This window comes from Streptococcus sp. 20925_1_69 (assembly GCF_041432365.1).
In the GTDB taxonomy this organism is placed as follows: Bacteria; Bacillota; Bacilli; order Lactobacillales; family Streptococcaceae; genus Streptococcus.
The window spans coordinates 89,802-115,511 of the sequence record NZ_JAPVZL010000005.1 but is presented as its reverse complement, the minus strand read 5'-3'; the positions used below and the strand labels follow the sequence as shown (position 1 = coordinate 115,511).

Here is a 25,710-nt window from a genome sequence, read left to right as displayed (position 1 = left end):
CCTAAAAAGGACAGATATACTGAACTATCTTGCTACTACTTCCTTAGTCGTAGCAATTTTTTTGTCAGCCCAGATGACTAAATCCTTGATAACCAATTTCTCCACTGCTCGAATAAAGTCAGACATAAATGTATAGTCGATTTGTCCATTTTGGATTGGAAGTTGAATCTCTGTTTCTTTTAACCCAATTTTGGTAGCCTTGGCATTATAATTAAATCTCTTCTCAATAACTTTTTTTATTGCAGTCATTAAGTAGAATGCCGTATATTTGTCCAATTTCTCTGATTGTAGAACACTTGTTGCACCATGTCCATCTTTTAGATAAAATGGTGACTCTAAATAGACAATATTTTGATTATTAGAATGAATTAAAATTGTTGGTCTTCCATCTGGATTATTTAGAACCTCTCTTCTCAAATTGTGATAAGAAATAATACCATTATTAATTATTGCCTGTCCATAGAAAGGATATTTATTTTCGCTTTCATCGGATAATTCATCTAATTTTAACGGATTTAACTCTTTAATTCCAGAACACCATTTCAATACATCTTGCAATTTGAAATAAGCATAGTCCTCCGACTCCTCTACTCTACTCTTAGTATCGGAAAGTTTTGCAAACTTGTCAAGTACTTTTTCATCATTTTTTGTAAGATGATAATCTCTGAGATTTGTTACAGTTAGATAAGCCTCGAGCGCTTTGATGTAGTTTTCCATATATACAAATGCTATCTCGTTATTTAAAAATGGTAATTCCAGTTCTAATTTTTCAAGACGAGATTTTTGTACGCTAGGTCTATCATTACCGGCCCACATCGGACGTACTTTATTAATGAGAGCTGCAATATATAGTTTACTCTCATCAGACATTGTTTTATAGTTTTTACTAGCAAAAATCCCCATGCAATGTCCTCCGACAATAAAAGGTTCTGTCTGTAAGAAAACTGTTCCTGCATACTCACCATCTTTTGATATTGTCAACTCATGATTATAACTAAAATCGCTATACGAATAAAAATTTATCCCATTTCGAGTTGTCGCTCCAGTAATTGTATTGACCATTCCTTCTTCTTTTACATTAAAACGATTACGAAGGGACGGCTGATTCCCCGATACAATATCAAATAAATCGGATACTTTATATTCTTTAAATTCTCCCCCAGCTTTGACAAAGTCTTCCTCTAACTTTGCGAGTCTGGGGCTTAGGCTTTTTTTGAGCTATCTTCTCCCTTACTCTTCAGGAGTTGTTCTACTTCCCAAGCTAGGTAGTCGGCAACAGTCTTTTTAAAATCGTCCAAGGTTGGTTTTGTATCAATGATCTGGTGCTGTTCGAAATTCCAATCATTTCCTTTGTCAGTGATAAAATCCTCTATAAAGATAGCATCCAAATCCCACAGTTCTTTACTTACCTCTGCCCTCTTGCCAGCCTTATAAATTTTAATCACATCCTGGTAACGTTGGATAGGATTATCAACCTCTGAAATCCCCCGCTTAGCACGCTTAAAACCGTCATTTCTAAAATCAATAAATTTAACTGTCTGGTCGTAATCGTGTGCCTCATGTGCCTTAAAAATATAGATAGAAGTCTGGACCCCTGCCATGGGAACAAAAAGATCCACGGGCATTTTGATAGAAGCAAGTAGGGTATGCTTTTTCAAAATAGCTTGAGCTGTCTTTATCGCCTTACCAGAACCAGCACTATCTTGAATGATAATAGCACCTAGACCACCATGCTCCATCTTATCCAAACCATAGGCTATAAAGGGAAGACCATTTTCTTCATAAGAGAAAGGTGGATTCAGCAAGACACGATTAGCTTTAAAATCCGTAAACAGACTCTCAGGACGATTGAAGGCAGAACCTTTTTCAATTCGACTAGACCCATATCCACGAAGAATCATATTGGTTGTCGCTAAGGTATACATCTCTGCATTAAGTTCTATTCCTAGCAGATTATCTTTCTTGAGTTTCGCAATCTCCTCGTTGGCTCGAGAAGTCCCCTTCCCAAAACTGGCATTTGCATGGTCTATCATCAACTCCATAGCTGAAATGAGGAAACCAGCCGAACCAGTCGCCAAATCCATAACCTTGCTCTCACTTGTTATCCCCAGAATTTGCGCCATCATTTTGGTAACATAAGGAGGGGTCAGGACAATACCAATTTCTTTTCCATCTCCCAAAGCATACTTGAGAAATTCGGAGTACATCTCCCCCATAATATCGATATGTCCCCCAAAACCATCAATGGATTTAAAAATATTTTCATAGATAAAAGTGAAGATTTGCTTGGTAACAGAGTTTTCCTTTTGAGGGAGAAGTTGTGCTACTTCTTTATCATTGGTAGTCAACTCATCACGCTGGCTATCTTTGGAAATTTCTCCAAAAGAAGCTAACATGAGAGTTTTCTTGTCTTCATTGATTTCACGTTCATCTAGGAAAGCCTTGATTTGATCAACTACTTTCTTACCATCACGCTTGGTTTCAGACTGTACACCCTTTAAATCATCAGGTATTAAGCCCTCATCAACCTTGTTGCCTTTACAATCTACGATATCCTGCATAGATAATAGCATACCAGACACATAAAGCACCCGTTGGGGAGCTGTGATATTATGGTTGTGCATCAATTTATTGAGCTTTTTAGCATAGCCTTGCAAAGTCGCTTGACTATCAATCAGAATTTGGTGTTTTTCTTCTTCGCTCAAAACAGCAGCTTTGTAGAATATCTCAAAGGTGGACTCATTTTCTAAAAAATCAAAAGTCGTTACCTTTGATAACTCTTTATAGGCATTAGGAGCAGAACCAAAGACATAATAAACTTTGATAGTCACATTTTCTTCATTATCACCTGCAACACCAACTGCGACGGCTTCATGATATTTACCACTATCAATAACTGCCCTCGCATAATGCAAAGCTCCATTCACTGCAAAATCACTAATTGATTTATCATCAAACTTAATACCGTCCTTTGTTTGAGCAACTAGCTTAGATAATTTGAGTTTGTTTTCAATCAAGATAGGAACTTGTTTGTATTTTTCAATATGAAAATCTGGTTTTCCAAAATTAGTCTTAGTTTGCGTCTTAGCCGCCCCCTTAAGCGCCTCTTTGAGATAAGCACTCATCGCAGATTCTTCATTATAATCCTGTAATTTTTTCAAACCAAGATTTTCAAACTGCTTTTTCACATAGTCATTCACATCCGACTCTAATTTCCAGTTTACTAACATATTATTTTCTTTCATTAAAACACTGTCGCTTCCTCAAGCGTAAACTTGACATTATCCTCAATCCACTTACGTCGTGGTTCAACCTTGTCTCCCATGAGGACATTGACGCGGCGTTCGGCGCGAGCCAGATCTTCAATGGTGACACGGATAAGGGTACGAGTTTCTGGATTCATGGTTGTTTCCCAGAGCTGGTCCGCATTCATCTCACCAAGACCTTTATAACGTTGGAGTGTAGCACCTTTACCAAACTGCTTGCGGAGTTCTTCTAGCTCTCCATCCGTCCAAGCGTAGGCCACTTCTTCTTTCTTGCCTTTACCTTTGGACATCTTATAGAGAGGTGGGAGGGCAATATAGACATGTCCTGCTTCGACTAGCGGACGCATGTAGCGATAAAAGAAGGTTAAGAGAAGTGTTTGAATATGGGCACCATCTGTATCCGCATCGGTCATGATAATGATCTTGTCATAGTTGGCATCTTCAATGGAGAAGTCTGCTCCAACACCCGCACCGATGGTATAAATCATCGTGTTGATTTCCTCATTTTTGAGGATATCCGCCATCTTGGCCTTGGCTGTATTGATAACCTTACCACGAAGGGGCAAGATTGCCTGGAACTTGCGGTCACGGCCTTGTTTGGCAGAACCACCGGCAGAGTCCCCCTCGACTAGATAGAGTTCATTCTTAGCAGGATTCTTGGACTGGGCTGGGGTCAATTTACCAGACAGCAAGCCCTTATCTTTCTTATTTTTCTTGCCATTTCGGCTCTCATCACGCGCCTTACGAGCCGCTTCACGAGCATCACGCGCCTTGATAGCCTTGCGAATAAGGTTAGAAGCTAGTTCCCCATTTTCCATAAGGAAAAATGTCAACTTATCAGCCACAATGCCATCCACAACAGGACGAGCTAGTGGACTTCCTAGTTTGTCCTTGGTCTGGCCTTCAAACTGCAAATGTTCTTCAGGAACCAAGATAGAAAGAACGGCCGCTAGTCCCTCACGATAGTCTGAGCCTTCAAGGTTTTTATCTTTTTCCTTGAGAAGTCCCGTCTTACGCGCATAGTCATTCATGACCTTGGTAATGGCAGACTTAAGTCCAGTCTCATGTGTTCCACCGTCCTTGGTACGAACGTTATTGACAAAGGATAGGATGTTATCTGAAAATCCATCATTGTATTGAAGAGCTACTTCTACTTGGAAGCCATTGTCTTCCCCTTCAAAGTAAAGAACCGGTGTCAAGGTTTCCTTGTCTTCGTTTAGATAAGAAACGAAGTCTTGTACCCCATTCTCATAGTGAAATTCAATCCCTTCATCTGTTCGCTTGTCCGTTAAAGACAAGGTAACATTTTTCAAGAGAAAGGCTGACTCATTGAGACGTTCTGAAATGGTATTGTACTTGAAGTCTGTCGTAGAAAAGATAGTCGAATCAGGCATAAAAGTAACTTTAGTACCTGTTTTAGACTTGGGCGCTGTACCGATTTTCTTCAAAGTCGTGACAGGTTTTCCACCATTTTCAAAACGTTGCTTGTAAACTGCACCATCACGAGTAATTTCAACTTCCAACCAGCTTGATAGGGCGTTTACAACGGAAGATCCTACCCCGTGAAGACCTCCTGATGTCTTATAACCACCTTGACCGAATTTTCCTCCGGCGTGAAGAATGGTAAAGATTACCTCAACTGTTGGAATCCCCATAGCGTGCATTCCAGTCGGCATCCCACGACCATGGTCTTGCACAGTCAAACTCCCGTCTTTATTGATGGTGACATCAATACGGTCACCAAATCCAGACAAGGCCTCATCAACTGCATTGTCGACGATTTCCCAGACTAGGTGATGGAGACCTGCCCCATCAGTTGATCCGATATACATCCCTGGACGTTTACGGACCGCATCCAACCCTTCTAGCACCTGAATGGCATCATCATTATAATTATTAATATTGATTTCCTTTTTTGACACAAGGAACCTCCTATTCGTTCATCTTTACTATTCTACAGGTTTTCTAAGGATTTTGCAAAATTTTTCTTTCTCCGCTGTGACAATTTCAGAAGAGATTCTCTGCCTTTCTTCTCCATTTCATGATATAATAGGAGTATGATTACAATAGCTTTATTAATCCTAGCCTATCTGCTGGGTTCGATTCCGTCTGGTCTCTGGATTGGACAAGTATTCTTTCAAATCAATCTGCGCGAACATGGTTCTGGTAACACTGGGACAACTAATACCTTCCGCATTTTAGGTAAGAAAGCTGGTATGGCGACCTTTGTAATTGATTTTTTCAAAGGAACCCTAGCAACCCTTCTTCCGATTATTTTCCATCTGCAAGGCGTTTCGCCTCTCATCTTTGGACTTTTGGCTGTTATTGGCCATACCTTCCCTATCTTTGCAGGATTTAAGGGTGGCAAGGCTGTCGCAACCAGTGCGGGAGTGATTTTCGGTTTTGCACCTGTCTTCTGTCTCTACCTTGCGGTTGTTTTCTTCGGAACCCTCTATCTTGGTAGCATGATTTCACTCTCTAGTGTCACAGCATCTATCGCGGCTGTTATAGGGGTTCTACTCTTTCCACTTGTTGGTTTTATCCTGAGTCACTATGACCCTCTCTTCATTGCTATTATCCTAGCACTTGCTAGCTTGATTATCATTCGACATAAGGATAATATCACACGCATCAAAAATAAAACTGAAAATTTGGTCCCTTGGGGATTGAACCTAACTCACCAACATCCAAAAAAATAAAACGTCAGTACAGTACTGACGTTTTTTGTATGCTTATTTTGATTTGATATAGTTGATACCATCTGCTTTTGGTGCAACTGCTTTCCCAAAGAAGGCTGCCAAGACAAGAATTGTCAAAACGTAAGGTGCGATTTGAAGGTAAACCGCTGGCACTCCTTGCAGGAACGGCAATTGCGAACCGATAACGGCCAAACTTTGTGAAAGTCCAAAGAAGAGACTAGATAGCATGGCTCCGATTGGATTCCATTTTCCAAAAATCATCGCAGCAAGGGCGATAAATCCAGGCCCAACAATAGTTGTTACTGAGAAGTTAACTGAGATGGATTGAGCATAAATCGCTCCGCCAATTCCACCTAGGAATCCTGAAATGATAACTCCTAAATATCTCATTTTGTAAACGTTGATTCCCAAGGTATCCGCTGCTTGAGGGTGTTCACCGACAGAGCGGAGGCGAAGACCAAATCGAGTCTTGAAGAGGATAAACCAAGCAAGGAACGAGAAGGCAATGGCCAGATAACCAAGTAAACTAGTTGACTTGAAGAAGATATCACCGATAACTGGAATATTTGCCAAGACTGGGAAATCAAAGCGTCCAAAAGTCTGACTTAGGTTGTCAGTTTGTCCTTTGTTATAAAGAACTTTCACCAAGAAAACAGCCAAGGCTGGCGCCATCAAGTTCAATACCGTACCGCTGACAACATGGTCTGCACGGAAATGAACCGTCGCTGCTGCGTGGATGATAGAGAAGAGACCACCAACCAATCCTGCTACAAGCAAGGATAGCCATGGAGTTGCTGCTCCAAATTGTTCTGCAAATTCAAGGTTAAAGACAACTCCAGAAAAGGCACCCATAACCATAATTCCTTCAAGACCGACGTTTACCACACCACCACGTTCAGAGAAAACACCACCGATACTTGTAAAGATGAGGGGCGCTGAGTAAATCAGCATAGAAGACACCAAGAGGGTGAGCAAGGTTGTAATAGACATCTTTACTTACCTCCTTTAACTTGTTTTTTCGGTTTGACAAAGCGTTCGATAAGGTAATGAACACTGACAAAGAAGATAATAGACGCTGTTACAATGCTGACAAGCTCAGACGGTACCTGCGCCGCATTCATACCAGGAGCTCCAACTTGGAGAACACCAAATAGGAAGGCTGCAAAGAGAATACCAATTGGTGAGTTGGCCGCAAGTAGACTAACTGCCATACCGTTAAATCCAACAGCTAAAGATGCCCCTTGAACATAGACGTTCTGGAAGGTTCCAAGTCCTTCAACAGCTCCACCAAGACCAGCCAAGGCACCTGAGATAATCATTGAGAGGATAATTGTTCGTTTGGCAGAAATACCAGCATATTCTGAAGCATGTGGATTAAGACCAACCGCACGGATTTCAAAACCAAGAGTTGTTTTCTTGAGCATGAACCAAATAACTGCAACTGCAATGATGGCAAAGAAAATACCAATATTCATCCGCGAGTTACCAGTCAACTCAGACAACCAAGGTGTCTGATAGGTTGCATTAGCCCCAACACGAATGGTTGAATCTGTACTTTGCATGAAATCTTTAGGAAAGGCATGGATAAAGGCATTCCCTACATACAAGACAATGTAGTTCATCATGATGGTTACAATAACCTCTGACGTCCCTAGATAGGCCCTAAGAATACCTGGAATCGCTCCGACAATCCCACCAGCAATCAAGGCAATCACGATAGTCGCTAGAATCATCAAGGGACGTGGCATATCTGGATGCGACAAGGCAAACCAACCACTGAGAATCCAACCTGCCAAAGCCTGACCAGGAAGTCCAACGTTAAAGAAACCTGCTCGGCTGGCAACAGCAAAACCAAGACCAATCAAGACCAAAGGCCCCATGGCACGGAAGATTTCCCCAATCCCACGCAGGCTACCAAAGGCTGTATAGAACAATTCTTCATAACCCCAGATGGCATCATAACCGAAGATCCACATAACAATGGCTCCAAGTAAAATTCCTAGGAAGACAGAAATCAAGGGAACCGAAATTTGTTGTAATTTTTTAGACATCACTCTTCTCCTTTCCCAAGTTTCCACCAGCCATCAAGACACCAAGTTCTTGCTTATTGGTTGTTTCTGGTGATACAATACCTTGAATCTTACCATCATGGATAACAGCAATACGGTCTGAGACGTTTAAAATCTCATCCAATTCAAAGCTGACAACAAGGACAGCCTTGCCATTATCACGCTCTTCAATCAAGCGTTTGTGGATATATTCAATGGCACCGACATCCAACCCACGAGTTGGCTGGCTGACGATAAGGAGATCAGGATCTCGATCAATTTCACGAGCAATAATTGCTTTTTGTTGATTTCCTCCTGAGAGTGCTGCTGCAGGAACAAATTCACTGGCAGCACGAACATCAAACTCTTCCATTAGCTTTTTAGCATAAGAAGTAATATTTGAATAGTTCAAAATTCCGTTTTTACTATGTGGTTCTTTATAGTAGGTTTGAAGGGCAATATTTTCAGAAATCATCATTTCCAAAATCAAACCATCACGGTGACGGTCTTCTGGAACGTGCCCAACACTTAGTTCTGTAATTTGTCGTGGGTGTAAGCCCACAATTGAATCTCCTTTTAGCTCGATGCTACCAGACTCAACCTTGCGAAGACCCGTGATGGCTTGAATCAGTTCAGACTGACCATTTCCATCAATCCCCGCAATACCAACAATCTCTCCAGCACGAACATCCAAGGACAGATTTTTCACAGCTGGGACACCGCGGTTTTCATTGACCACCAAGTCTTTAATAGACAAGACCACTTCTTTTGGTTGGGAGGCTTGCTTCTCTGTTTTAAAGGAAACAGAACGTCCCACCATCATTTCTGCTAAATCAGCATTGGTAGCCCCTGCAATTTCGACGGTTTCAATTGATTTCCCACGACGGATAACTGTAACGCGGTCAGAAACTGCGCGAATCTCGTCCAACTTGTGGGTAATCAAGATAATTGATTTCCCTTCTTTGACAAGATTTTTCATAATAGCCATCAACTCATCAATTTCTGATGGAGTCAAAACAGCCGTTGGTTCGTCAAAGATAAGGATATCAGCCCCCCGATAAAGGGTTTTTAAAATTTCTACACGTTGTTGGGCTCCAACTGAGATATCTGCTACCTTGGCAGAAGGATCTACAGCTAAGCCGTAACGTTCAGAAAGAGCCTTGATTTCTTTGCTAGCTCCAGCGATATCTAGCACACCATTTTTAGTCAATTCACTTCCTAAAATGATGTTTTCAGCCACTGTGAAGGCTTCTACCAACATAAAGTGCTGGTGAACCATTCCAATTCCCAAGCTAGCCGCTTTTGATGGTGAGTCGAGGTTGACAACTTGACCGTTGACCACAATTTCACCACTGGTTGGTTCAAGAAGCCCTGCTAACATGTTCATGAGCGTGGACTTACCAGCCCCATTTTCTCCTAAAAGTGCATGAATTTCACCTTTTCGTAGGTGCAGGTTGATTTTGTCGTTAGCAACAAATTCACCAAACACCTTGGTAATATCACGCATCTCAATGACATTTTCGTGTGCCATGTGCTCTTCCTTTCAGAGTCTTATTTTATTTCAATAAAACTTGCTAGTTTATCTAGTAGCAAGCTTTACTGAGACAAAATGACTTTGTCTCAATTCTTAAAAAAGCGGCCGATGGCCGCTTCCTAAGAAATAACTTCCATCCATTATTTTGCAGGAACTTTTACGCTTCCATCAAGGATTTTAGCTTTTGCATCTTCAACGGCTTTTTTACCTTCTTCAGAAAGGTTAGTTGTTACCAAGTCAACCCCTTTATCCTTCAATGAGTAGACGATTACTTGACCACCAGGGAATTCACCTTTTTCTGCCTTGTTAGAAATATCTTTTACAGTTGTACCAACTTGTTTCAAAGTAGATACAAGAACAAAGTTTGATTCTTTACCATCTTTAGAAGTGTATTTACCTTCTGCTTCTTGGTCACGGTCAACACCGATAACCCAAACTTTTTCGTTTTCAGGACGGCTTTCGTTGAGTGATTTTGCTTCTGCAAAGACACCTGCACCTGTACCACCAGCTACTTGGTAAACAATATCTGCACCAGCTGCGTATTGTGCGGCTGCAATTGTTTTACCTTTAGCAGCATCACCAAATGAACCAGCGTAGTCAACTTGTACTTTGATAGATGGGTCTACTGACGCAACACCAGCCTTGAATCCTGCTTCAAAACGAGAGATAACTTCTGATTCCTGCCCACCTACAAAACCAACTTGTTTTGTCTTAGTTGTTTTAGCTGCTGCAACACCTGCGAGGTAACCTGATTCATTATCAGCGAAAGTTACACTAGCAACATTCTTTTTATCTTTAATCACATCATCAATCAAGACATAGTTCAAGTCAGAATGTTCTTTAGCTGCTTCTTCAACCGCATTGTGAAGGGCAAAACCAACACCAAAGATTAGGTTATAGCTTCCAGCCGCTTGTTGCAAGTTGTTAGCGTAGTCAGCTTCACTTGTTGATTGGAAGTAAGTGAAACCTTTATCTTTTGCAAGATTGTGTTCTTTACCCCAAGCCTGCAAACCTTCCCAAGCTGATTGGTTGAATGATTTGTCATCAACACCACCAGTATCAGTGACGATTGCTGCTTTTGTCTTCACATCAGAAGATGAATCTGCCTTACGAGAAGAGCGGTTACCACATGCAGCAAGTCCAACTGCTGCCACTGCTACTAGGCCAAGACCTAGCCATTGTTTCTTGTTCATTACTGAACCTCCTAAATAAGATGTGCAACGATGTTGCAAGTATGGATTGGTTGGCCACAAGGACCGTGCCACTCAGAGAGCGACTCAGACTAATTTAAGTCTGTAAAAGAGTATGGAAGTAATTCCCCGACCGTCATCTCGACCGTCGATTTATCTTTTGCGACTAAGGTCACTTTTAGATCTTGTTCAAAAAATTCGACCATTACTTGGCGACAAGCACCACATGGTGAAATCGGTTTTTCAGTTTGACCATAAACAATCAGCTCTGAAAATTCTCTTTGCCCTTCAGATACAGCCTTAAAAATGGCTGTTCTCTCACCACAATTGGTCAAAGGATAGCTAGCATTTTCGATATTGACACCTGTATAAATTTTTCCATCCTTTGCCACTAGAACAGCACTGACTGGAAAGTGGGAATAAGGTACATAGGCTTTCTTGCTGGTTTCAATTGCTAGTTCAATCAACTCAGTAGTAGCCATCTGCCAATTCTCCTTTTAAAATGGCTACCCCAGCTGACGTTCCAATACGGGTCGCACCTGCTTCCACAAAGGCAAGAGCATCTGCATAAGAACGAGCTCCACCGGCAGCCTTGACTCCCATATCAGGTCCAACTGTTTCGCGCATCAATTTGACATCTGCTATTGTAGCACCACCTGTTGAAAAGCCAGTAGATGTTTTAACGAAATCAGCTCCTGCTTTTTGAGCTAATTGGCAAGCCACAACTTTTTCTTGGTCGGTCAGCAGGCAAGCTTCAATAATGACTTTCACTAACTTGTCACCACTTGCTTCCACTACTGCGCGAATATCTGACTCTACCAAGGCTAAATTGCCTGATTTGAGAGCCCCAACATTGATTACCATATCAATCTCATCAGCCCCATTTTGGATAGCTTCTTTTGTCTCAAAAGCTTTCACAGCTGAAGTTGTTGCTCCCAAGGGGAAACCTACTACTGTGCAGACCTTGACATCTGTACCTTCAAGCCCTTTTTTAGCATGTTCAACCCAGATCGGATTAACGCAAACACTGGCAAAGTCATACTCCCTAGCCTCAGACAACAAACAATCAATTTGATTTTCTGTTGCATCTTGTTTTAAAAGCGTATGATCGATATGTTTATTTAATTTCATATTCGGATTCTCCTGCAGTTTATGAGATTATTTCTATGATTTCTCGTAAACTTTGCACCCTATCATTTATTTTAACATATTTTTGAAAATCTGTAACTAGCTGAGGAGAAATTTTTCCATTTGTGTATACTTTTGCAACAATTTCTCCCTTTTGAACGGAATCTCCAACCTTCTTTTCAAAAACAATTCCTGTTTCATAGTCCAAGGCATCAGACTTGACTGCACGGCCTGCCCCCAGTCTCATAGCATAAAGCCCAAATTCCATTGCTGGAAGAGCTGAAATGACACCCGTTTCCTGAGCAGGGATTTCCACCACATGGGCTACATTTACAGGACGATAGAGGTCTTCCAAGTCTCCACCTTGGGCTTGGACCATTTCCTCAAACTTAGCCAGCGCTTGGCCATTTTCAAGATGTTGGCGAACTTCTTCAACTGTTTTGTTAACATTTGCAAGGCCAAGCATAATTTGAGCCAGTTCGCATATAAAATGGGTAATATCCTGACGTCCTTGACCTTGTAAAATCTCCAGTGCTTCAAGGATCTCCAGACGATTTCCAATAGCACGCCCTAAAGGCTGGCTCATATCCGTAATCACTGCTACCGTTTTTCTACCAACTGCCTTACCAAGTTCCACCATGGTTTGAGCCAACTCACGCGCCTCATCAACCGTCTTCATGAAGGCACCCTCACCGACAGTCACGTCTAGCAAAATAGCATCCGCTCCTGCCGCAATTTTCTTGCTCATCACCGAACTGGCAATCAAAGGAATCGTGTCAACAGTTGCGGTCACATCACGAAGGGCATAGAGAAGCTTATCCGCTTTGACCAGCTGGTCTGATTGCCCAATGACAGATACACCAATGTCCTGAACCTGACGAATAAAATACTCTTGACTGCGCTCCACTTGATAGCCCTTAATGGACTCCAATTTATCGATTGTACCGCCAGTATGGCCGAGACCACGACCACTCATTTTTGCCACAGGCACACCAAAACTAGCAACAAGAGGAGCTAAAATCAAGGTCACCTTATCACCAACACCACCCGTAGAATGCTTGTCAACCTTAACCCCATCAATAGCTGATAAATCAAACTCTTGGCCTGTCTGAACTATTTTCATAGTTAGGTCAGAGATTTCTCGAGTTGTCATTCCTTTGAAATAAACAGCCATAGCAAAGGCAGACATCTGATAATCAGGAACCGTTCCTGACACATAGCCTTCAACTAGCCATTCAATTTCACTTGATATCAGTTCTTGACCGTCTCGTTTTTTTTGGATTAAATCAACTGCTCTCATTCTTTCACACTTCTAAGGATATAGTATCCCTTATCTTTTTTAACGACTTCACAATTACCAAACACATCTTCCATCTTGGATTTAGCACTTGGTGCCCCTTGTTTTTTCTGGATAACAATTGTCAAATCCCCACCAGTTTTCAAGAAATCTTTACTTTTCTCAATGATTTCATGAACTACTTGCTTGCCTGCACGGATAGGAGGATTAGAAATCACATGATCAAAATGTCCTTCAACTTGTTCATAGATGTTAGACTGGAAAATCGTCGCTTCTACTTTATTTCGTTCAGCATTTTGTCGAGCCAAATCCAAGGCACGATTATTGATATCAACCATGGTCGCCTGAACTCCATAAGCCTTAGCTAAGGACAAACCCAAAGGCCCGTAACCACAGCCTACATCAAGGACAGTTTCTCCTTGATTGACCTCAAGACACTTGAGCAAGAGTTGACTTCCAAAGTCAACCATTTTCTTGCTAAAAACACCCGCATCCGTCAAAAAGGTCATTTTTTCTCCCAACAAGTCCACTCTTAACTCATGAATGTCGTGAGCAGCGTCAGGATTTTCTGCATAATACATTTTACTCATGAAACTATTTTACCATAATTTTACTTAAATTGTAAATCGTTTACAAATTGATAATAAAACGAAAAAAACTGAAGAAAGCTAGTCACAAAGACCTTTTCTTCATTCTCTTTCAACACTTATAAATAATAAACCATTTCGAACTATAAATATCACAGTCCAGATAAAAACAAAAAGTTTATCATCTATATTATTTCTATTGCTTAACCTTAAAATACTTTATTATCAACAAAATTCCCAACAAGATGTTTAGGTAAAAGCCCAACTGATAAGTTTGTGTCAGGAATTCCAAACTTGTCCAAAGTCGTATCAAATCTTCCAGTGACATGCGGAAGAAATAACCCTCTGTAGCAATCCATAGGACTAAAAAGACATAACTACCAGCAGCAAGCCATTTCATCCACCGTTTTTTTAGGAAGAAAGTAATCAAGAGCGAACAGATAAAGACAGCTGTTACAATGGCATGTTCCATCAAAAAAGTAAAACCGTAATAGGTTTCCACAAAACGTCTACCATTATCCGAATTCGCCCCTTTTATAAAAGGTAGAGCAAAACTTAAAATAAAACAGAGTTCCAATATGTAATGTTTTAAGATTTTCATAGCACACCTCCTATAAGTTGTGAACTAAAAAGCCCCCTTTATAAGCTTATAAATCAATTGAAACATCTCCTACTTCATCATTAAATTGGTCAGTCTCTATCTATCTCTATTATACGATATTGGCTTACCATTATCAAGAAACCGCTTTATTTTTTTAGCTTTTTATGGTATGATAAACAAAATATCTAGGGGAAAACAAATGACCAACGAATTTTTACATTTTGAAAAAATCAGCCGCCAGACTTGGCAATCGTTACATCGAAAGACAACACCTCCTTTGACAGAAGAGGAGTTAGAATCGATCAAGAGTTTTAATGACCAGATCAGTTTACAGGATGTTACCGATGTCTATCTTCCCCTAGCCCATCTCATCCAGATTTACAAGCGTACCAAGGATGATTTGGCCTTTTCAAAAGGGATTTTCCTTCAACGTGAAAGCAAATCTCAACCTTTTATCATTGGGGTTTCTGGGAGTGTTGCCGTTGGAAAATCCACAACCAGTCGCCTACTTCAAATCTTACTGTCCCGCACCCTTACAGATGCTACGGTTGAGTTAGTAACAACTGACGGCTTTCTCTATCCCAACCAGACCTTGATTGAACAAGGGATTTTAAATCGCAAGGGATTTCCTGAAAGCTATGATATGGAAGCTCTTCTCAACTTCCTGGATCATATCAAAAATGGACAAAATGTAGATATTCCTGTCTATTCTCATGAAGTCTACGACATCGTACCCGAGGAAAAGCAAAGCGTCAAAGCTGCTGATTTTGTCATTGTTGAGGGAATAAATGTCTTTCAAAATCCACAAAACGAGCGTCTCTACATTACTGACTTCTTTGACTTTTCCATCTATGTTGATGCCTCAGTAGATGATATCGAAAGTTGGTATCTCGACCGTTTCTTGAAAATGCTGAGCCTAGCCCAAAACGACCCCGATAGCTACTACTATCGTTTTACTCAAATGCCGATTGGGGAAGTGGAATCCTTTGCCCATCAGGTCTGGACCAGTATCAATCTCACAAATTTACAAAATTATATTGAACCGACCAGAAATCGTGCGGAAGTGATTCTTCATAAAAGCAAGAACCATGAAATCGATGAAATTTACTTAAAAAAATAATTTTCCCTTGTCAAAACGTAAGTTTTCAGATATAATGGTATAGTTAGTAAATATGGAGGTAAGAACATTGGCAAACATTAAATCAGCTATCAAACGCGCTGAATTGAACGTTAAACAAAACGAAAAGAACTCAGCTCAAAAATCAGCTATGCGTACTGCTATCAAAGCTTTCGAAGCAAACCCATCTGAAGAACTTTTCCGTGCTGCTAGCTCAGCTATCGATAAAGCAGAAACTAAAGGTTTGATTCACAAAAACAAAGCAAGCCGCGATAAAGCTCGTCTTTCAGCTAAACTTGCTAAATAAGAAACAGTCCATAGAGGCTGTTTTTTTGTCTCCAAATAGGAAAGGGTAGAAAATGAAAATCGCAATTATCGGATATTCTGGTGCTGGTAAGTCAACGCTAGCTGAAAAGTTATCTCTCCACTACTCCATCCCAAAACTTCATATGGACACACTCCAATTTCAACCTGGTTGGCAAGACAGTGACCGCGAATGGATGTTGACCGAGATGAAAAGCTTTCTCACCAAGCATGAAGATTGGGTCATTGATGGAAATTATTCTTGGTGCTATTACGAGGAAAGAATGCAGGAAGCTGACCAAATCATTTTTCTCAATTTTTCCCCATTGACCTGTCTCTTTCGAGCCTTTAAACGGTATCTCACATACCGAGGCAAGGTCAGGGAAAGTATGGCAGCTGGTTGTCAAGAACAATTTAATTGGGAGTTTATTCGTTGGATTCTCTGGGATGGACGGAGCAAATCCGCTAAGGAACGCTACAAGTGGATTCAAAAAAACTATCCATATAAGGTGATCATCCTCAGATCACAAAAAGAGATAGACCAATTTCTGGATAAGAAAAGGAAGTCCTCCGATTCATAAAGAAGGGCTTCCTTTTTTAATGTAATTATTCTACAATCAAGGTTTCCAAACCAACCTTCATCATATCGGTGAAGGTATTTTGGCGTTCTTCTGCAGTTGTATCTTCATCTGGATTGACCAAACTATCAGAGATAGTCATGATAGCAAGGGCGTCAACATGGTGTTGGGCTGCCAAATAGTAGAGAGCTGCTGCTTCCATTTCCACAGCCTTAACTCCCCATTTACCAAGCTCGATGTTCTTTTCAAAGTAGTTTGAATAAAAGACATCAGATGACAAAACGTTCCCAACGTGGGTTGTCATACCAAGTTCTTTGGCAATATGGTAGGCCTTATCTAGCAAATCAAAACTAGCGATTTGTGGAAAATCGTACTGTGGCCAGTCATTGCGGATGATGTTAGAGTTGGTTGCAGCTGCTTGCGCCAAAACCAATTCACGGACATGAACATCTTCATTCAATGAACCTGCTGTTCCCACACGGATCAATTTCTTCACACCATAGTCAACAATTAACTCACGCGCATAAATCGAAATAGATGGCATCCCCATCCCAGTTCCCATGACAGATACACGGTGGCCCTTGTAAGTACCAGTGTAACCAAACATGTTACGCACTTCGTTAAAACAAACAGCATCTTCAAGGAAATTCTCCGCAATAAACTTAGCACGAAGAGGATCCCCAGGAAGAAGAATTTTATCAGCAATTTCACCCTGCTGAGCAGCAATATGGATAGACATAGTTAAGATATAAAGGGCGACAGAGAACAAAGTAAAAATAGGAAACTAACGAAGCATCGCAGATGCTAGACAGTTTATCTTTTTTACACAGTTCTCCGCCCGTATTCAGTTCAGCAAATACGGTTTACCCATCCTTTCTTTTATTGTTATGAAAAGTTTTCCGCTCGTGTTCAAATTAGAACACTTCACTCTACCTTTCTTTTTTATATTTTATACTGAGAAAGATACCAAACCCGTCAAAAAGCAAAGGGAAAATAGGAGTTGAGCGCAGTGAGCGATGCTCTCTAGACCAACTATCTTTTTCTCACTGCTTTTAGGGTGGGGTCAATTCCTTTCTTTCTTAATTTTGATGATATAGAGGAGAACAGCCCGGGTTCAATCCAAACCCAAACCACTCTTCCTTTCTGATTTTTTTGAAAAGTTTTCCGCTCGTGTTCAAATCAGAACACGCGCTCTACCTTTCTGTTTATACTCTTCGAAAATCTCTTCAAACCACGTCAACGTCGCCTTGCCGTATATATGTTACTGACTTCGTCAGTTATATCTACAACCTCAAAGCAGTGCTTTGAGCAGCCTGCGGCTAGTTTCCTAGTTTGCTCTTTGATTTTCATTGAGTATTAATTTTGTTCTTTCACAGAGAGCTACCTGAGTTCTATTCAAGCTCAGGTAGTACTTTCTTATAAACTAGACAAACTAACTGTCATTGTAGCACCAGATTACAAGACATCATCGTCACTCACCTTGGAATTCAATGTCGTGCCCCAATGAGTGATTTTCCGATGTGGTTGGGCGAGAAGAGGTCTGTTGTCATAGATTGTTTGCCATCTATTCCAGATAAGACCTGTTCTCTTTTCGATCTTAATTCGAAGATTTCTCATATTTTCTTTAATTGGAAGGTTGAGTACAAAACCTGCAATCTGGTTACGTCCATTTCCTTCCCAAGAATGACTTCTAACAACTGAATGACCATTTTTATCTACTGTAACTTCTTCCCAAGTTATAGAATAGCGTGCAATGTAAGCTCCACTATGCTGAATAGTTAGGGTTTTATCTTTTACAGGAGTGTAATTTAACACTTGTACTGGCTTAGAAGTCGGTGGTGTCACAGCATTCTTAGCTATAAATCGAAACACTTCTACTTCAGCAAGACTGAGAGCTTGATTTTTCTGACGCAATTGAATACGGACACGGCGACCCAACTTGCCATCCAACTGAAGATCTAAACGATTTCCTTCTAAACGAGAAACATACTTTCTAGTAACTTCTTTCCCTTTTTCATCATATAAGATCACATCAAAATCTGCCAAGCGTTTGGAAGGTTCGCCATCTCCACGATTATAAAGACGGACAAGTCCTACCTGTTCTGTACGACCTAAATCAACTTCCCACCAAGGCTGGTTTTCAAATTTTGTATGAGTAATTGATTGCTGGCTGTAGCTACTATTAGTATTCCCATCTAGAGCACGACTAGCATCTCCTCCAAACTCGGTAGAACTTTGGCGTGCTTGCTTTTTCCATGCGATATTCTCAGCACGCAAGACTTGAACTTCTGCGAGACTGAGAGCATTGTAGCCATCTAACTCAATACGGACAAAACGAGCTTTTTTATAATCAATTGCAATTTGTGCAGAGATATCTTTCAGAGATGCAATGCGCTTTCTTTCAATTTCTTTCCCAGAACTATCTAAAAGAATCACATTAAAATTAGTAAGTCTATCCTGAGCAGTATCTGTTCGATTATAGATGTTGATTTGACGAATCGTTTCTTCCTTGTCTAAATCGACTTGCCACCAAGGCTTAGATTGAAACTCTGTATGCGTTACAGAATGATGAGCATAATTCCCATCAACTTTTCCATCTACAGCCCTTCTAGCGTCACCTCCAAAAGCTGTCGAACTTTGAGTTACTCGTTTCCCTAAAGCTATATTTTCAAGAGGTTCAGCGCTTGGTTGACTAGTTGACAGAGGGACTTGTTGTTTCTTAAAGAAAGAAATTTTTTCCAGTTTTGGATCACGGTAACCCTGCTTGTCCAATGTTGTTCGTTTTCCAATATTAAAGTTTGGAATATTATTCATGCGGCTTTCAAAATAGCCACGCGAACGGTGTTTAACATTGGCACTTCCTGTAGATGTCACAACATCACTATCATTTTGTAGCACAGATGTAACCACATTATCGTTATCCACTACATAATGTTTAATTTTCCCATTTACAGCAAGCTTCCGACTTTCTAGGCCTACATCCCAGAAACCATTTTGGGCATTCCAGATTGTTCTTGAAGTAATGACCTTAGGTGCATTAAATGTTGTCACTTTTTTCAAAACATTATTATAAAAAGTAGGATATTTCTGATAGGCTTCAACTGCTGCTATTTGAGCTAAATAACCTCCTAAAGAATGGCCTGTCATATACAGATTGGTTATAGTGGAATCCTGCGCCAATTCTTTGACAACATTACGGATATCATCCGCTTGTACAGGTTTATTTCCTCCTAGCAAGGTCAAGTCCGTTCTCAAATCTTTTGCATCATTCAGTCTTGTTCCACGTATAGCCAACATTTGAACAGTATTGTCTTTTAAATAAGGAAGATCACTCTTAGTTTCGAATAGATAAGCATCCAAACCGCTAGCTGTATGGTAAGCTTTTTTCATCTTCCAAAACGGGGCTAACTCATTGTGCATCATCTTATATTCTTGACGATTCAAGTAGAGACTCGGAAATGGATTTTTATGATCTAGAATTTTTTCGATATAGTCATCATCACGATAGGATAATTCCATAAAGAGAAGAGAATCTCGATCTGTAACATACCATTGTTTCTTATTATCATCTTCTCCATCTGCTAGTCCATCCCCATCACTGTCTGCTAGTAATGGATGACTGTTATATCCTAGATAGTCCTTACCATCTTTACGATAAACATAAAGCTCATCCTTATTTTTGATACCATCCTGATCGTCATCACCTTCTAAATCAAGGACTTTTTCACCATAAAGAGAATTGTCAAGCAAACCATTTTCTGAGTGCAGTTCTCCTTTTGAGATTTTCAAAAGATCTTCTGCTGTCACAGGACGAGAAGTTGTAGACTCATCCTTTACATTTTCCTCTCTATTCACTTCTTCAGGAACTAGAGCAGGCTCTGTTTTATGGGATCCCAGCTTTTCTTCTTCCTTCTGATTTTTAAGGACTTCTTTTGTTTCCGGAGCTGGTTGGATAACTGCTACTCTTTCCTCTATAAGAGGCGTTTCCTGTTTTTTATCAGTATTTTCTAGTTTTGTCGGACTATCCGTTGCATTTACTACTAGAGGAGTTTCGTTTTTCACAACTGGACTTCCTTCATTGGCAGAAATTCCTGTCGGTGCTAAAAAAGCAAAGCCAACTGCAACAGATACAACTCCGATACTTAATTTTTTTATGCCAAAACGCATTATTCGTTGACCGATTTTCATTCTTTTCTAACTTTCTTTTATTTTCCCCTATTTATCAATAATTGATAAATAAGCATGTGATAAATTTTTACTAAAGATATAGTAGTTGATTGGATTTTTGTTCATTTTTTAATCACAACAAACCTAATCTTCTCTACTAAATGTGATGAGAACTGAAACTTTCATTTCTAGTCTGATCTCACCGCCACTTTTTTACAATTCTGCAAGAATCGCTTTAAGCAAACCTTTGAAATCACCCTTAACACGTTCAGTCACTTCTACAACTTCTTCGTGGTTCAGTTCTTCTTGGAAACCAGCGGCAAAGTTAGTAATACATGAAATTCCCAGAACTTTCAAACCAGAGTGGGCTGCCACAATAACTTCAGGAACAGTGGACATACCAACTGCATCTGCTCCCAGTGTCTTATAGGCACGAATTTCTGCTGGAGTTTCATAAGTCGGACCAGTAACACCGATATAGACACCTTCATCAAGCTTGATACCAAGTTTATTAGCCACTTCATGGGCAGTGGCACGGTATTCTGGTGTGTAGGCCTTAGACATATCTGGGAAACGAGGACCAAATTCATCCAAATTTTCACCCATCAATGGGTTTTGACCTGTCATGTTGATATGGTCTGAGATAGCCATCAAAGTACCAGGCCCATATCCAATACCACCAGCAGCATTGGTTACAATAACACCTTCACATCCAAGAACTTTCATGACACGTACTGGGAAAGTCACGACTTCCAGAGGATTTCCTTCGTAGAAATGGAAACGACCTTGAAGAGCCAAAACCTTGCGACCTGCAAGGTCACCATATACCAATTTACCAGCGTGACCGACTACTGTTGAACGGCCCCAGTTTGGAATCTCAGCATAGTCTACTACAACTGGATTTTCGATTTCTTCTGCCAGTTCTCCAAGTCCTGATCCAAGGATTAGACCGAACTCAGGCGTTTGGATTCCCTTGTCTTTCAGGAAGGCAGCTGTTTCATTGATTTTATCTAAAAATGTCATTGTGTGTCTCCTTTATTATTTTTTTAGCATTTGACTGATTTTGTCAAAGGTTTTTGCATTGCGAATGGTGATTTGGCGGTAGAAAGGCATCTTGAGTAAGTATTTGTGATAGGCTGTTTCGTAGTAGGATTCCTCAGAGAATTTCCCCCAGAAAATACCAAGTTTTCCAAAATGAACGACTTCATCTTCCAGTTCCAAACTGTTCACTTTCTCGATCACTTGATCCACATCCAAGCCCTCCGTGTAAAAGAGGACATCTTTTCGAGCCAGGTCTTTGGTCCACCAATCTGGCAGATTCTCCAGCTCTGCTTCATAGTCTTCCTGACTCAGCAAAGAAAAGCTCTGAATAAATGGATAATGGACTTCAAAGAAAGCCTCTAACTTTTCAACCAATCGGGCTTTTGGAACAGTCGAAGTAAAGAAAATATTACCACTGTTGATGTAGGTCTCAACTTTTCCCAGTCCCAAGTCTGTCAATTCTTGCCGAAGCTCCGCCATGACGACCTTATTCTTACCACCAACATTGATGCCTCTAACCAGCAAAGCATAGCGCGTCATCTTACACCAATTTATCTAAGAAACTCTCCCCAATCATGGCAGTTTCAACACCAAAGTTATCGGCAATAGTCGCTGAGATATCTGCAAAATGTCCTACTGGAATGACACCATTTCCTTTAAAGGCAGGGCTGTAGACCAACAATGGAATATATTCACGAGTGTGGTCTGTTCCTGCATACGTTGGGTCATTTCCATGGTCCGCTGTAATCAAGAGAAGATCATTCTCTCTCATGGCTGCGATAATTTCAGGCAAGCGTTCATCAAACTCATGCAAGCAATCACGGTAACCATGAGCATTACGGCGGTGACCGTAAAGAGCATCAAAGTCTACCAAGTTTGTGAATGAGAATCCTTTTTCAAACTCAGCAAGACCCATAGTCTTCAACAGTGTATCAATTCCGTGGCTATTTGACTTATTGTGTCCCATATCATGGTTGATACCCGCACCGTTAAAGATATCGTTGATTTTACCAACAGCATAAGTATCGATACCAGCTTCATTCAATTTATCCAAAACAGTTGGTGCAAAAGGAGATACAGCCAAGTCACGACGGTTTGCAGTACGAGTGAAGTTACCTGGTTCACCTACATAAGGACGAGCAATGATACGACCAAGAAGGGCCGGGCGCTCAAGAGTAATCGAACGAGCGTACTCACAGATACGGTACAATTCATCCAAAGGAATGATGTCTTCGTGGGCAGCAATTTGCAAAACAGGGTCAGCTGAAGTATAGATAATCAACTCTCCAGTTTCCATCTGACGAGGTCCGAAATCATCGATAACAGCTGTTCCTGAGTAAGGTTTGTTGGCTTCACGAATGACCTTACGTCCTGAAAATTCTTCGATTTTTGTCAGGATTTCTTCTGGGAATCCGTTCCAGAAAGTATCGAAAGGCTCCGTAATGTTGAGTCCCATGATTTCCCAGTGCCCAGTCATAGTGTCCTTGCCAAGAGATACTTCCTCCAATTTTGTTGCATAACCTGTTGGATTGCTTTCAGCTGGAACAGTCTTAAGAGGAGTTTCACGAGGAATATTTCCTAGACCAATTTTAGCCATGTTTGGGACATTCAAACCAACTGCTTTTGAAATGTGTCCTAATGTGTCAGAAGCTCCATCTGGAACTCCTGCATTGACAAAGTTATTAGCATCTGGTGCAGCACCGATTCCTACAGAATCTAATACCACCAAGTGAATACGATTAAATTTTGACATAGTGTGTCTCCTTATTATTTTGATTATTTTGCTTTTGTTGAAGTTAAAATCTGAACCCCGTCTCGTCCAGCAACGATGACCTTATCCACCATTTGATTGAATAACCCGTGCTCTACAACACCAACGACATGGTCCAATTCTTGTCCGAAGGCAATTGGATCTTCGATGACATCCAAGGCAAGGTCAATGATAAAGTTCTGCATATCGGTCACAAAACGTTGGCCATCTTTTTCACGGAAACTTGGTTTGTAGCCAGCTCGTTCAAAACGACGAAAGACTTGTTCTGCGCCATACTGAACCACTTCTACTGGCAATTTAAAAGCACCTAGTTTGTCTACCAGCTTGCTTTCATCCACCACCCAAATGTATTCTTTTGAGGGCGTTGCCACAACCTTCTCCATGAGAAGGGCACCCCCACCGCCTTTGATTCCGTTAAACTGACTATCCACTTCATCTGCCCCGTCGACTGTCACATCAACAAAGTCTACTTGGTCAATAGACTTGAGCGGGATATTAAGCCCTTCAGCCTGTTTACTAGTCACACTAGAAGTTGTTACAGCTGTAATCTGCAATCCTTCTTCCTTTATACGACGACCAATTTCTTCGACAAAATAGTAGGCAGTAGAACCCGTTCCCAGTCCGACAACCATCCCATCATTGACAAATTCAGCAGCCTTGATACCTGCCATTTTCTTCAGATTTTCCACTCAAACACCTCCATTAAAGAGCTACCTCTATTATACCATGTAAAGGCTTTTATTTCATCTGAAAATTGAAACCGATATCCATTCTAAAAGAAATTTTGCTAGGGTTGATTTTTTATCATAAAGATGATTAAATAGTTAAGTACAGAAAAGGAGAAATAGGATGAACCCATTAGATTTGTTTAATCAAGTAAAAGAACTAATCGAAACAAAAGATTTCGAAGCTGCAAAAACATTTGTTGCAGAAAATCAAGAACAGCTTGGAGAATACTTCTCTCAAGCTCAGCAGTTGATTTCTGGTTCAGAAGGTCTAGATAGCCTCGTTGGAAAGATTAAAGGATTTTTCTAAAAAATATAAGAGGCTTGTAAAACTCAATTTCAGTAGAAAATGAAATTAATTTTCCCACAATAAAACGCATAGTGTCAAATTTTTTGTAAATCTGATACTATGCGTTTTTATAATTAACTATGTTCTGTGATAAATTTATAGGCTTCTTGACCAGCGATAGCTCCATCTCCAACTGCTGTTGTTACTTGGCGAAGGTCTTTCAAACGAACATCTCCAACTGCAAAGATACCATCAACTGCAGTTTTCATGTGATTATCTGTCACAACCCAGCCTGCTTGGTCTTGAATATTCAATTCTTTAACAAAATCGCTAACAGGGTCCAATCCAACATAGATAAAGACGCCACCGAAGGCTTGCTCTGTCACTTGACCTGTTTTCACATTTTCAAAAACGACAGATTCTACTCTGTTTTCACCCTTGATTTCCTTAACTACAGAATCCCAGATAAAGCTAACTTTCTCATTCGCAAAGGCGCGGTCTTGTAACACTTTTTGTGCACGAAGCTGGTCACGACGGTGAACAATGGTAACAGTCTTAGCAAAACGAGTCAAGAAGAGGGCTTCTTCAACAGCTGAATCTCCACCACCAACTACCAACAAATCTTGGTCACGGAAGAAGGCACCATCACACACGGCACAGTATGAAACACCACGACTATTCAGTTCTTCTTCTCCAGGTACTCCCAAAGGACGGTGTTTAGAACCAGTCGCTACGATAACGGTACGAGTTTCATATGTTTGGTCATCAGTCATCACTTTCTTAAAATCACCATGGTCTTCTACATTTTCAACATAGCCATAAATGTGCTCAACACCAAGATTTTCAAGCGGTTCAAACATCTTTTCTGCCAATTCTGGCCCACTAATATTAGCGTATCCTGGGTAATTTTCGATATCAGAGGTATTATTCATCTGACCACCTGGCAGACCACCTTCAATCAAAGCTACTTTCAGATTGCTTCGAGCAGCATACAAGGCTGCAGTCATACCTGCAGGTCCAGCACCGATAATAATAGTATCGTACATATAGATTCCTTCTTTCTTGTTGTAACTATCTTTATTCTAACTCTTTTTTGTCAATCAAGCAAGGATTATGCCTTGAAAACAAGAATTAAACTCATAACCGCAAAGGATAATACTGGAACAACCAAGACTCCAATCATAATCATATCATAGAGATGGGCTTGGCGAGCCTTGGCTGTCTTATCAACTCCCGACATGGCTCTTAGTCCAATCCAAATCCCTAAAAAAATCAGGACGAGGATGGTGGTCAAGATCAAACTCTCGAAATATAAAGAAAATAGTTGCAGTAGCATGATTTCTCTCATTTCTATCTTTTTTAAAGAGTA

General features: G+C 40.6%; 23 protein-coding genes and 2 pseudogenes. 5 read left to right on the top strand and 20 right to left on the bottom strand.

The annotated features are described in order from the left end of the window. Positions 1–24 precede the first annotated feature (24 nt). The 3 genes and pseudogenes from O3601_RS04985 to parE form a co-directional block, all read right to left on the bottom strand. Positions 25–1,143 (bottom strand): annotated as a pseudogene (locus tag O3601_RS04985) (restriction endonuclease subunit S); the annotation flags it as partial. Between the two features lie 59 nt (positions 1,144–1,202). Beyond that, on the bottom strand, positions 1,203–3,230 hold the full coding sequence (locus tag O3601_RS04980; protein WP_371471535.1) for a class I SAM-dependent DNA methyltransferase: 2,028 nt from the start codon (positions 3,228–3,230) through the stop codon (positions 1,203–1,205). A gap of 14 nt (positions 3,231–3,244) precedes the next feature. Beyond that, positions 3,245–5,188, bottom strand: a complete 1,944-nt coding sequence (gene parE / locus O3601_RS04975; protein WP_371471481.1) for a DNA topoisomerase IV subunit B — start codon at positions 5,186–5,188, stop codon at positions 3,245–3,247. Between the two features lie 135 nt (positions 5,189–5,323). Here parE and plsY point away from each other — a divergent pair, with 135 nt between their 5' ends. Further along, complete coding sequence (gene plsY / locus O3601_RS04970; RefSeq protein WP_371471479.1) at positions 5,324–5,965, top strand: glycerol-3-phosphate 1-O-acyltransferase PlsY; 642 nt, start codon at positions 5,324–5,326, stop codon at positions 5,963–5,965. 33 nt (positions 5,966–5,998) lie between these two features. Here plsY and O3601_RS04965 read toward each other — a convergent pair whose 3' ends face one another. From O3601_RS04965 to O3601_RS04925, 9 genes are all read right to left on the bottom strand, one after another. Then, complete coding sequence (locus O3601_RS04965; RefSeq protein ID WP_000029124.1) at positions 5,999–6,955, bottom strand: ABC transporter permease; 957 nt, start codon at positions 6,953–6,955, stop codon at positions 5,999–6,001. 2 nt (positions 6,956–6,957) lie between these two features. Beyond that, on the bottom strand, positions 6,958–8,016 hold the full coding sequence (locus tag O3601_RS04960; RefSeq protein WP_000038670.1) for an ABC transporter permease: 1,059 nt from the start codon (positions 8,014–8,016) through the stop codon (positions 6,958–6,960). Further along, a complete protein-coding gene (locus tag O3601_RS04955) occupies positions 8,009–9,544 on the bottom strand; it encodes an ABC transporter ATP-binding protein (RefSeq protein WP_033681960.1) in 1,536 nt (511 codons plus the stop codon). The genes O3601_RS04960 and O3601_RS04955 overlap by 8 nt, the downstream gene beginning before the upstream one ends. A 143-nt stretch (positions 9,545–9,687) precedes the next feature. Then, positions 9,688–10,740: a BMP family protein gene (locus O3601_RS04950; protein WP_371471475.1), complete on the bottom strand. Its 1,053-nt coding sequence runs from the start codon at positions 10,738–10,740 to the stop codon at positions 9,688–9,690. 89 nt (positions 10,741–10,829) lie between these two features. Beyond that, positions 10,830–11,219, bottom strand: coding sequence for a cytidine deaminase (locus tag O3601_RS04945; RefSeq protein WP_371471473.1), 390 nt, complete (start codon positions 11,217–11,219; stop codon positions 10,830–10,832). Next, a complete protein-coding gene (gene deoC / locus O3601_RS04940) occupies positions 11,206–11,868 on the bottom strand; it encodes a deoxyribose-phosphate aldolase (protein WP_371471472.1) in 663 nt (220 codons plus the stop codon). The genes O3601_RS04945 and deoC overlap by 14 nt, the downstream gene beginning before the upstream one ends. Before the next feature lie 19 nt (positions 11,869–11,887). Beyond that, positions 11,888–13,165 carry a pyrimidine-nucleoside phosphorylase gene (locus O3601_RS04935; protein WP_371471471.1) on the bottom strand — a complete coding sequence of 426 codons (1,278 nt, stop codon included), beginning with the start codon at positions 13,163–13,165 and terminating at the stop codon, positions 11,888–11,890. Further along, the gene (locus O3601_RS04930; protein WP_371471469.1) at positions 13,162–13,752 is read right to left on the bottom strand and encodes a class I SAM-dependent methyltransferase; all 591 of its coding nucleotides are present in this window, start codon (positions 13,750–13,752) and stop codon (positions 13,162–13,164) included. The genes O3601_RS04935 and O3601_RS04930 overlap by 4 nt, the downstream gene beginning before the upstream one ends. 193 nt (positions 13,753–13,945) lie before the next feature. Continuing rightward, on the bottom strand, positions 13,946–14,350 hold the full coding sequence (locus O3601_RS04925; protein WP_371471468.1) for a hypothetical protein: 405 nt from the start codon (positions 14,348–14,350) through the stop codon (positions 13,946–13,948). 199 nt (positions 14,351–14,549) lie between these two features. On the opposite strand from O3601_RS04925, the gene coaA reads away from it, so the two are divergent. The 3 genes from coaA (at position 14,550) to O3601_RS04910 (ending at position 16,351) form a co-directional block, all read left to right on the top strand. Then, entirely contained in the window at positions 14,550–15,470 is a 921-nt protein-coding gene (gene coaA / locus O3601_RS04920; protein WP_371471466.1) for a type I pantothenate kinase, read from the top strand. A 67-nt stretch (positions 15,471–15,537) separates the two neighbouring features. Further along, on the top strand, positions 15,538–15,774 hold the full coding sequence (rpsT, locus tag O3601_RS04915; RefSeq protein WP_001274000.1) for a 30S ribosomal protein S20: 237 nt from the start codon (positions 15,538–15,540) through the stop codon (positions 15,772–15,774). A 52-nt stretch (positions 15,775–15,826) separates the two neighbouring features. Beyond that, positions 15,827–16,351 carry a DNA topology modulation protein gene (locus tag O3601_RS04910; RefSeq protein ID WP_371471459.1) on the top strand — a complete coding sequence of 175 codons (525 nt, stop codon included), beginning with the start codon at positions 15,827–15,829 and terminating at the stop codon, positions 16,349–16,351. A 25-nt stretch (positions 16,352–16,376) separates the two neighbouring features. Here the strand turns inward: O3601_RS04910 and deoD are convergent, their stop codons facing one another. The 6 genes and pseudogenes from deoD to rpiA form a co-directional block, all read right to left on the bottom strand. After that, positions 16,377–17,087: a purine-nucleoside phosphorylase gene (deoD, locus tag O3601_RS04905; RefSeq protein ID WP_371471457.1), complete on the bottom strand. Its 711-nt coding sequence runs from the start codon at positions 17,085–17,087 to the stop codon at positions 16,377–16,379. A 716-nt stretch (positions 17,088–17,803) separates the two neighbouring features. Next, a complete protein-coding gene (locus tag O3601_RS04900; protein ID WP_371471455.1) occupies positions 17,804–20,536 on the bottom strand; it encodes a thiol-activated cytolysin C-terminal domain-containing protein in 2,733 nt (910 codons plus the stop codon). 192 nt (positions 20,537–20,728) lie between these two features. Then, entirely contained in the window at positions 20,729–21,538 is an 810-nt protein-coding gene (locus tag O3601_RS04895) for a purine-nucleoside phosphorylase (protein ID WP_371471453.1), read from the bottom strand. Next, positions 21,535–22,096: pseudogene (locus O3601_RS04890) on the bottom strand (DUF1697 domain-containing protein). The gene O3601_RS04895 and the pseudogene O3601_RS04890 overlap by 4 nt, the downstream one beginning before the upstream one ends. 1 nt (position 22,097) lies before the next feature. Beyond that, on the bottom strand, positions 22,098–23,309 hold the full coding sequence (locus tag O3601_RS04885; protein ID WP_371471451.1) for a phosphopentomutase: 1,212 nt from the start codon (positions 23,307–23,309) through the stop codon (positions 22,098–22,100). A gap of 23 nt (positions 23,310–23,332) precedes the next feature. Then, positions 23,333–24,016 carry a ribose-5-phosphate isomerase RpiA gene (gene rpiA, locus O3601_RS04880; protein WP_319946411.1) on the bottom strand — a complete coding sequence of 228 codons (684 nt, stop codon included), beginning with the start codon at positions 24,014–24,016 and terminating at the stop codon, positions 23,333–23,335. A 160-nt stretch (positions 24,017–24,176) separates the two neighbouring features. On the opposite strand from rpiA, the gene O3601_RS04875 reads away from it, so the two are divergent. Continuing rightward, positions 24,177–24,362: a hypothetical protein gene (locus O3601_RS04875; protein WP_371471449.1), complete on the top strand. Its 186-nt coding sequence runs from the start codon at positions 24,177–24,179 to the stop codon at positions 24,360–24,362. 113 nt (positions 24,363–24,475) lie between these two features. Here the strand turns inward: O3601_RS04875 and trxB are convergent, their stop codons facing one another. Together trxB and O3601_RS04865 are read right to left on the bottom strand one after the other, a co-directional pair. Continuing rightward, entirely contained in the window at positions 24,476–25,387 is a 912-nt protein-coding gene (trxB, locus tag O3601_RS04870; protein WP_371471447.1) for a thioredoxin-disulfide reductase, read from the bottom strand. A gap of 65 nt (positions 25,388–25,452) precedes the next feature. Continuing rightward, positions 25,453–25,677: a DUF4059 family protein gene (locus O3601_RS04865; RefSeq protein ID WP_000926599.1), complete on the bottom strand. Its 225-nt coding sequence runs from the start codon at positions 25,675–25,677 to the stop codon at positions 25,453–25,455. Positions 25,678–25,710 lie beyond the last annotated feature (33 nt).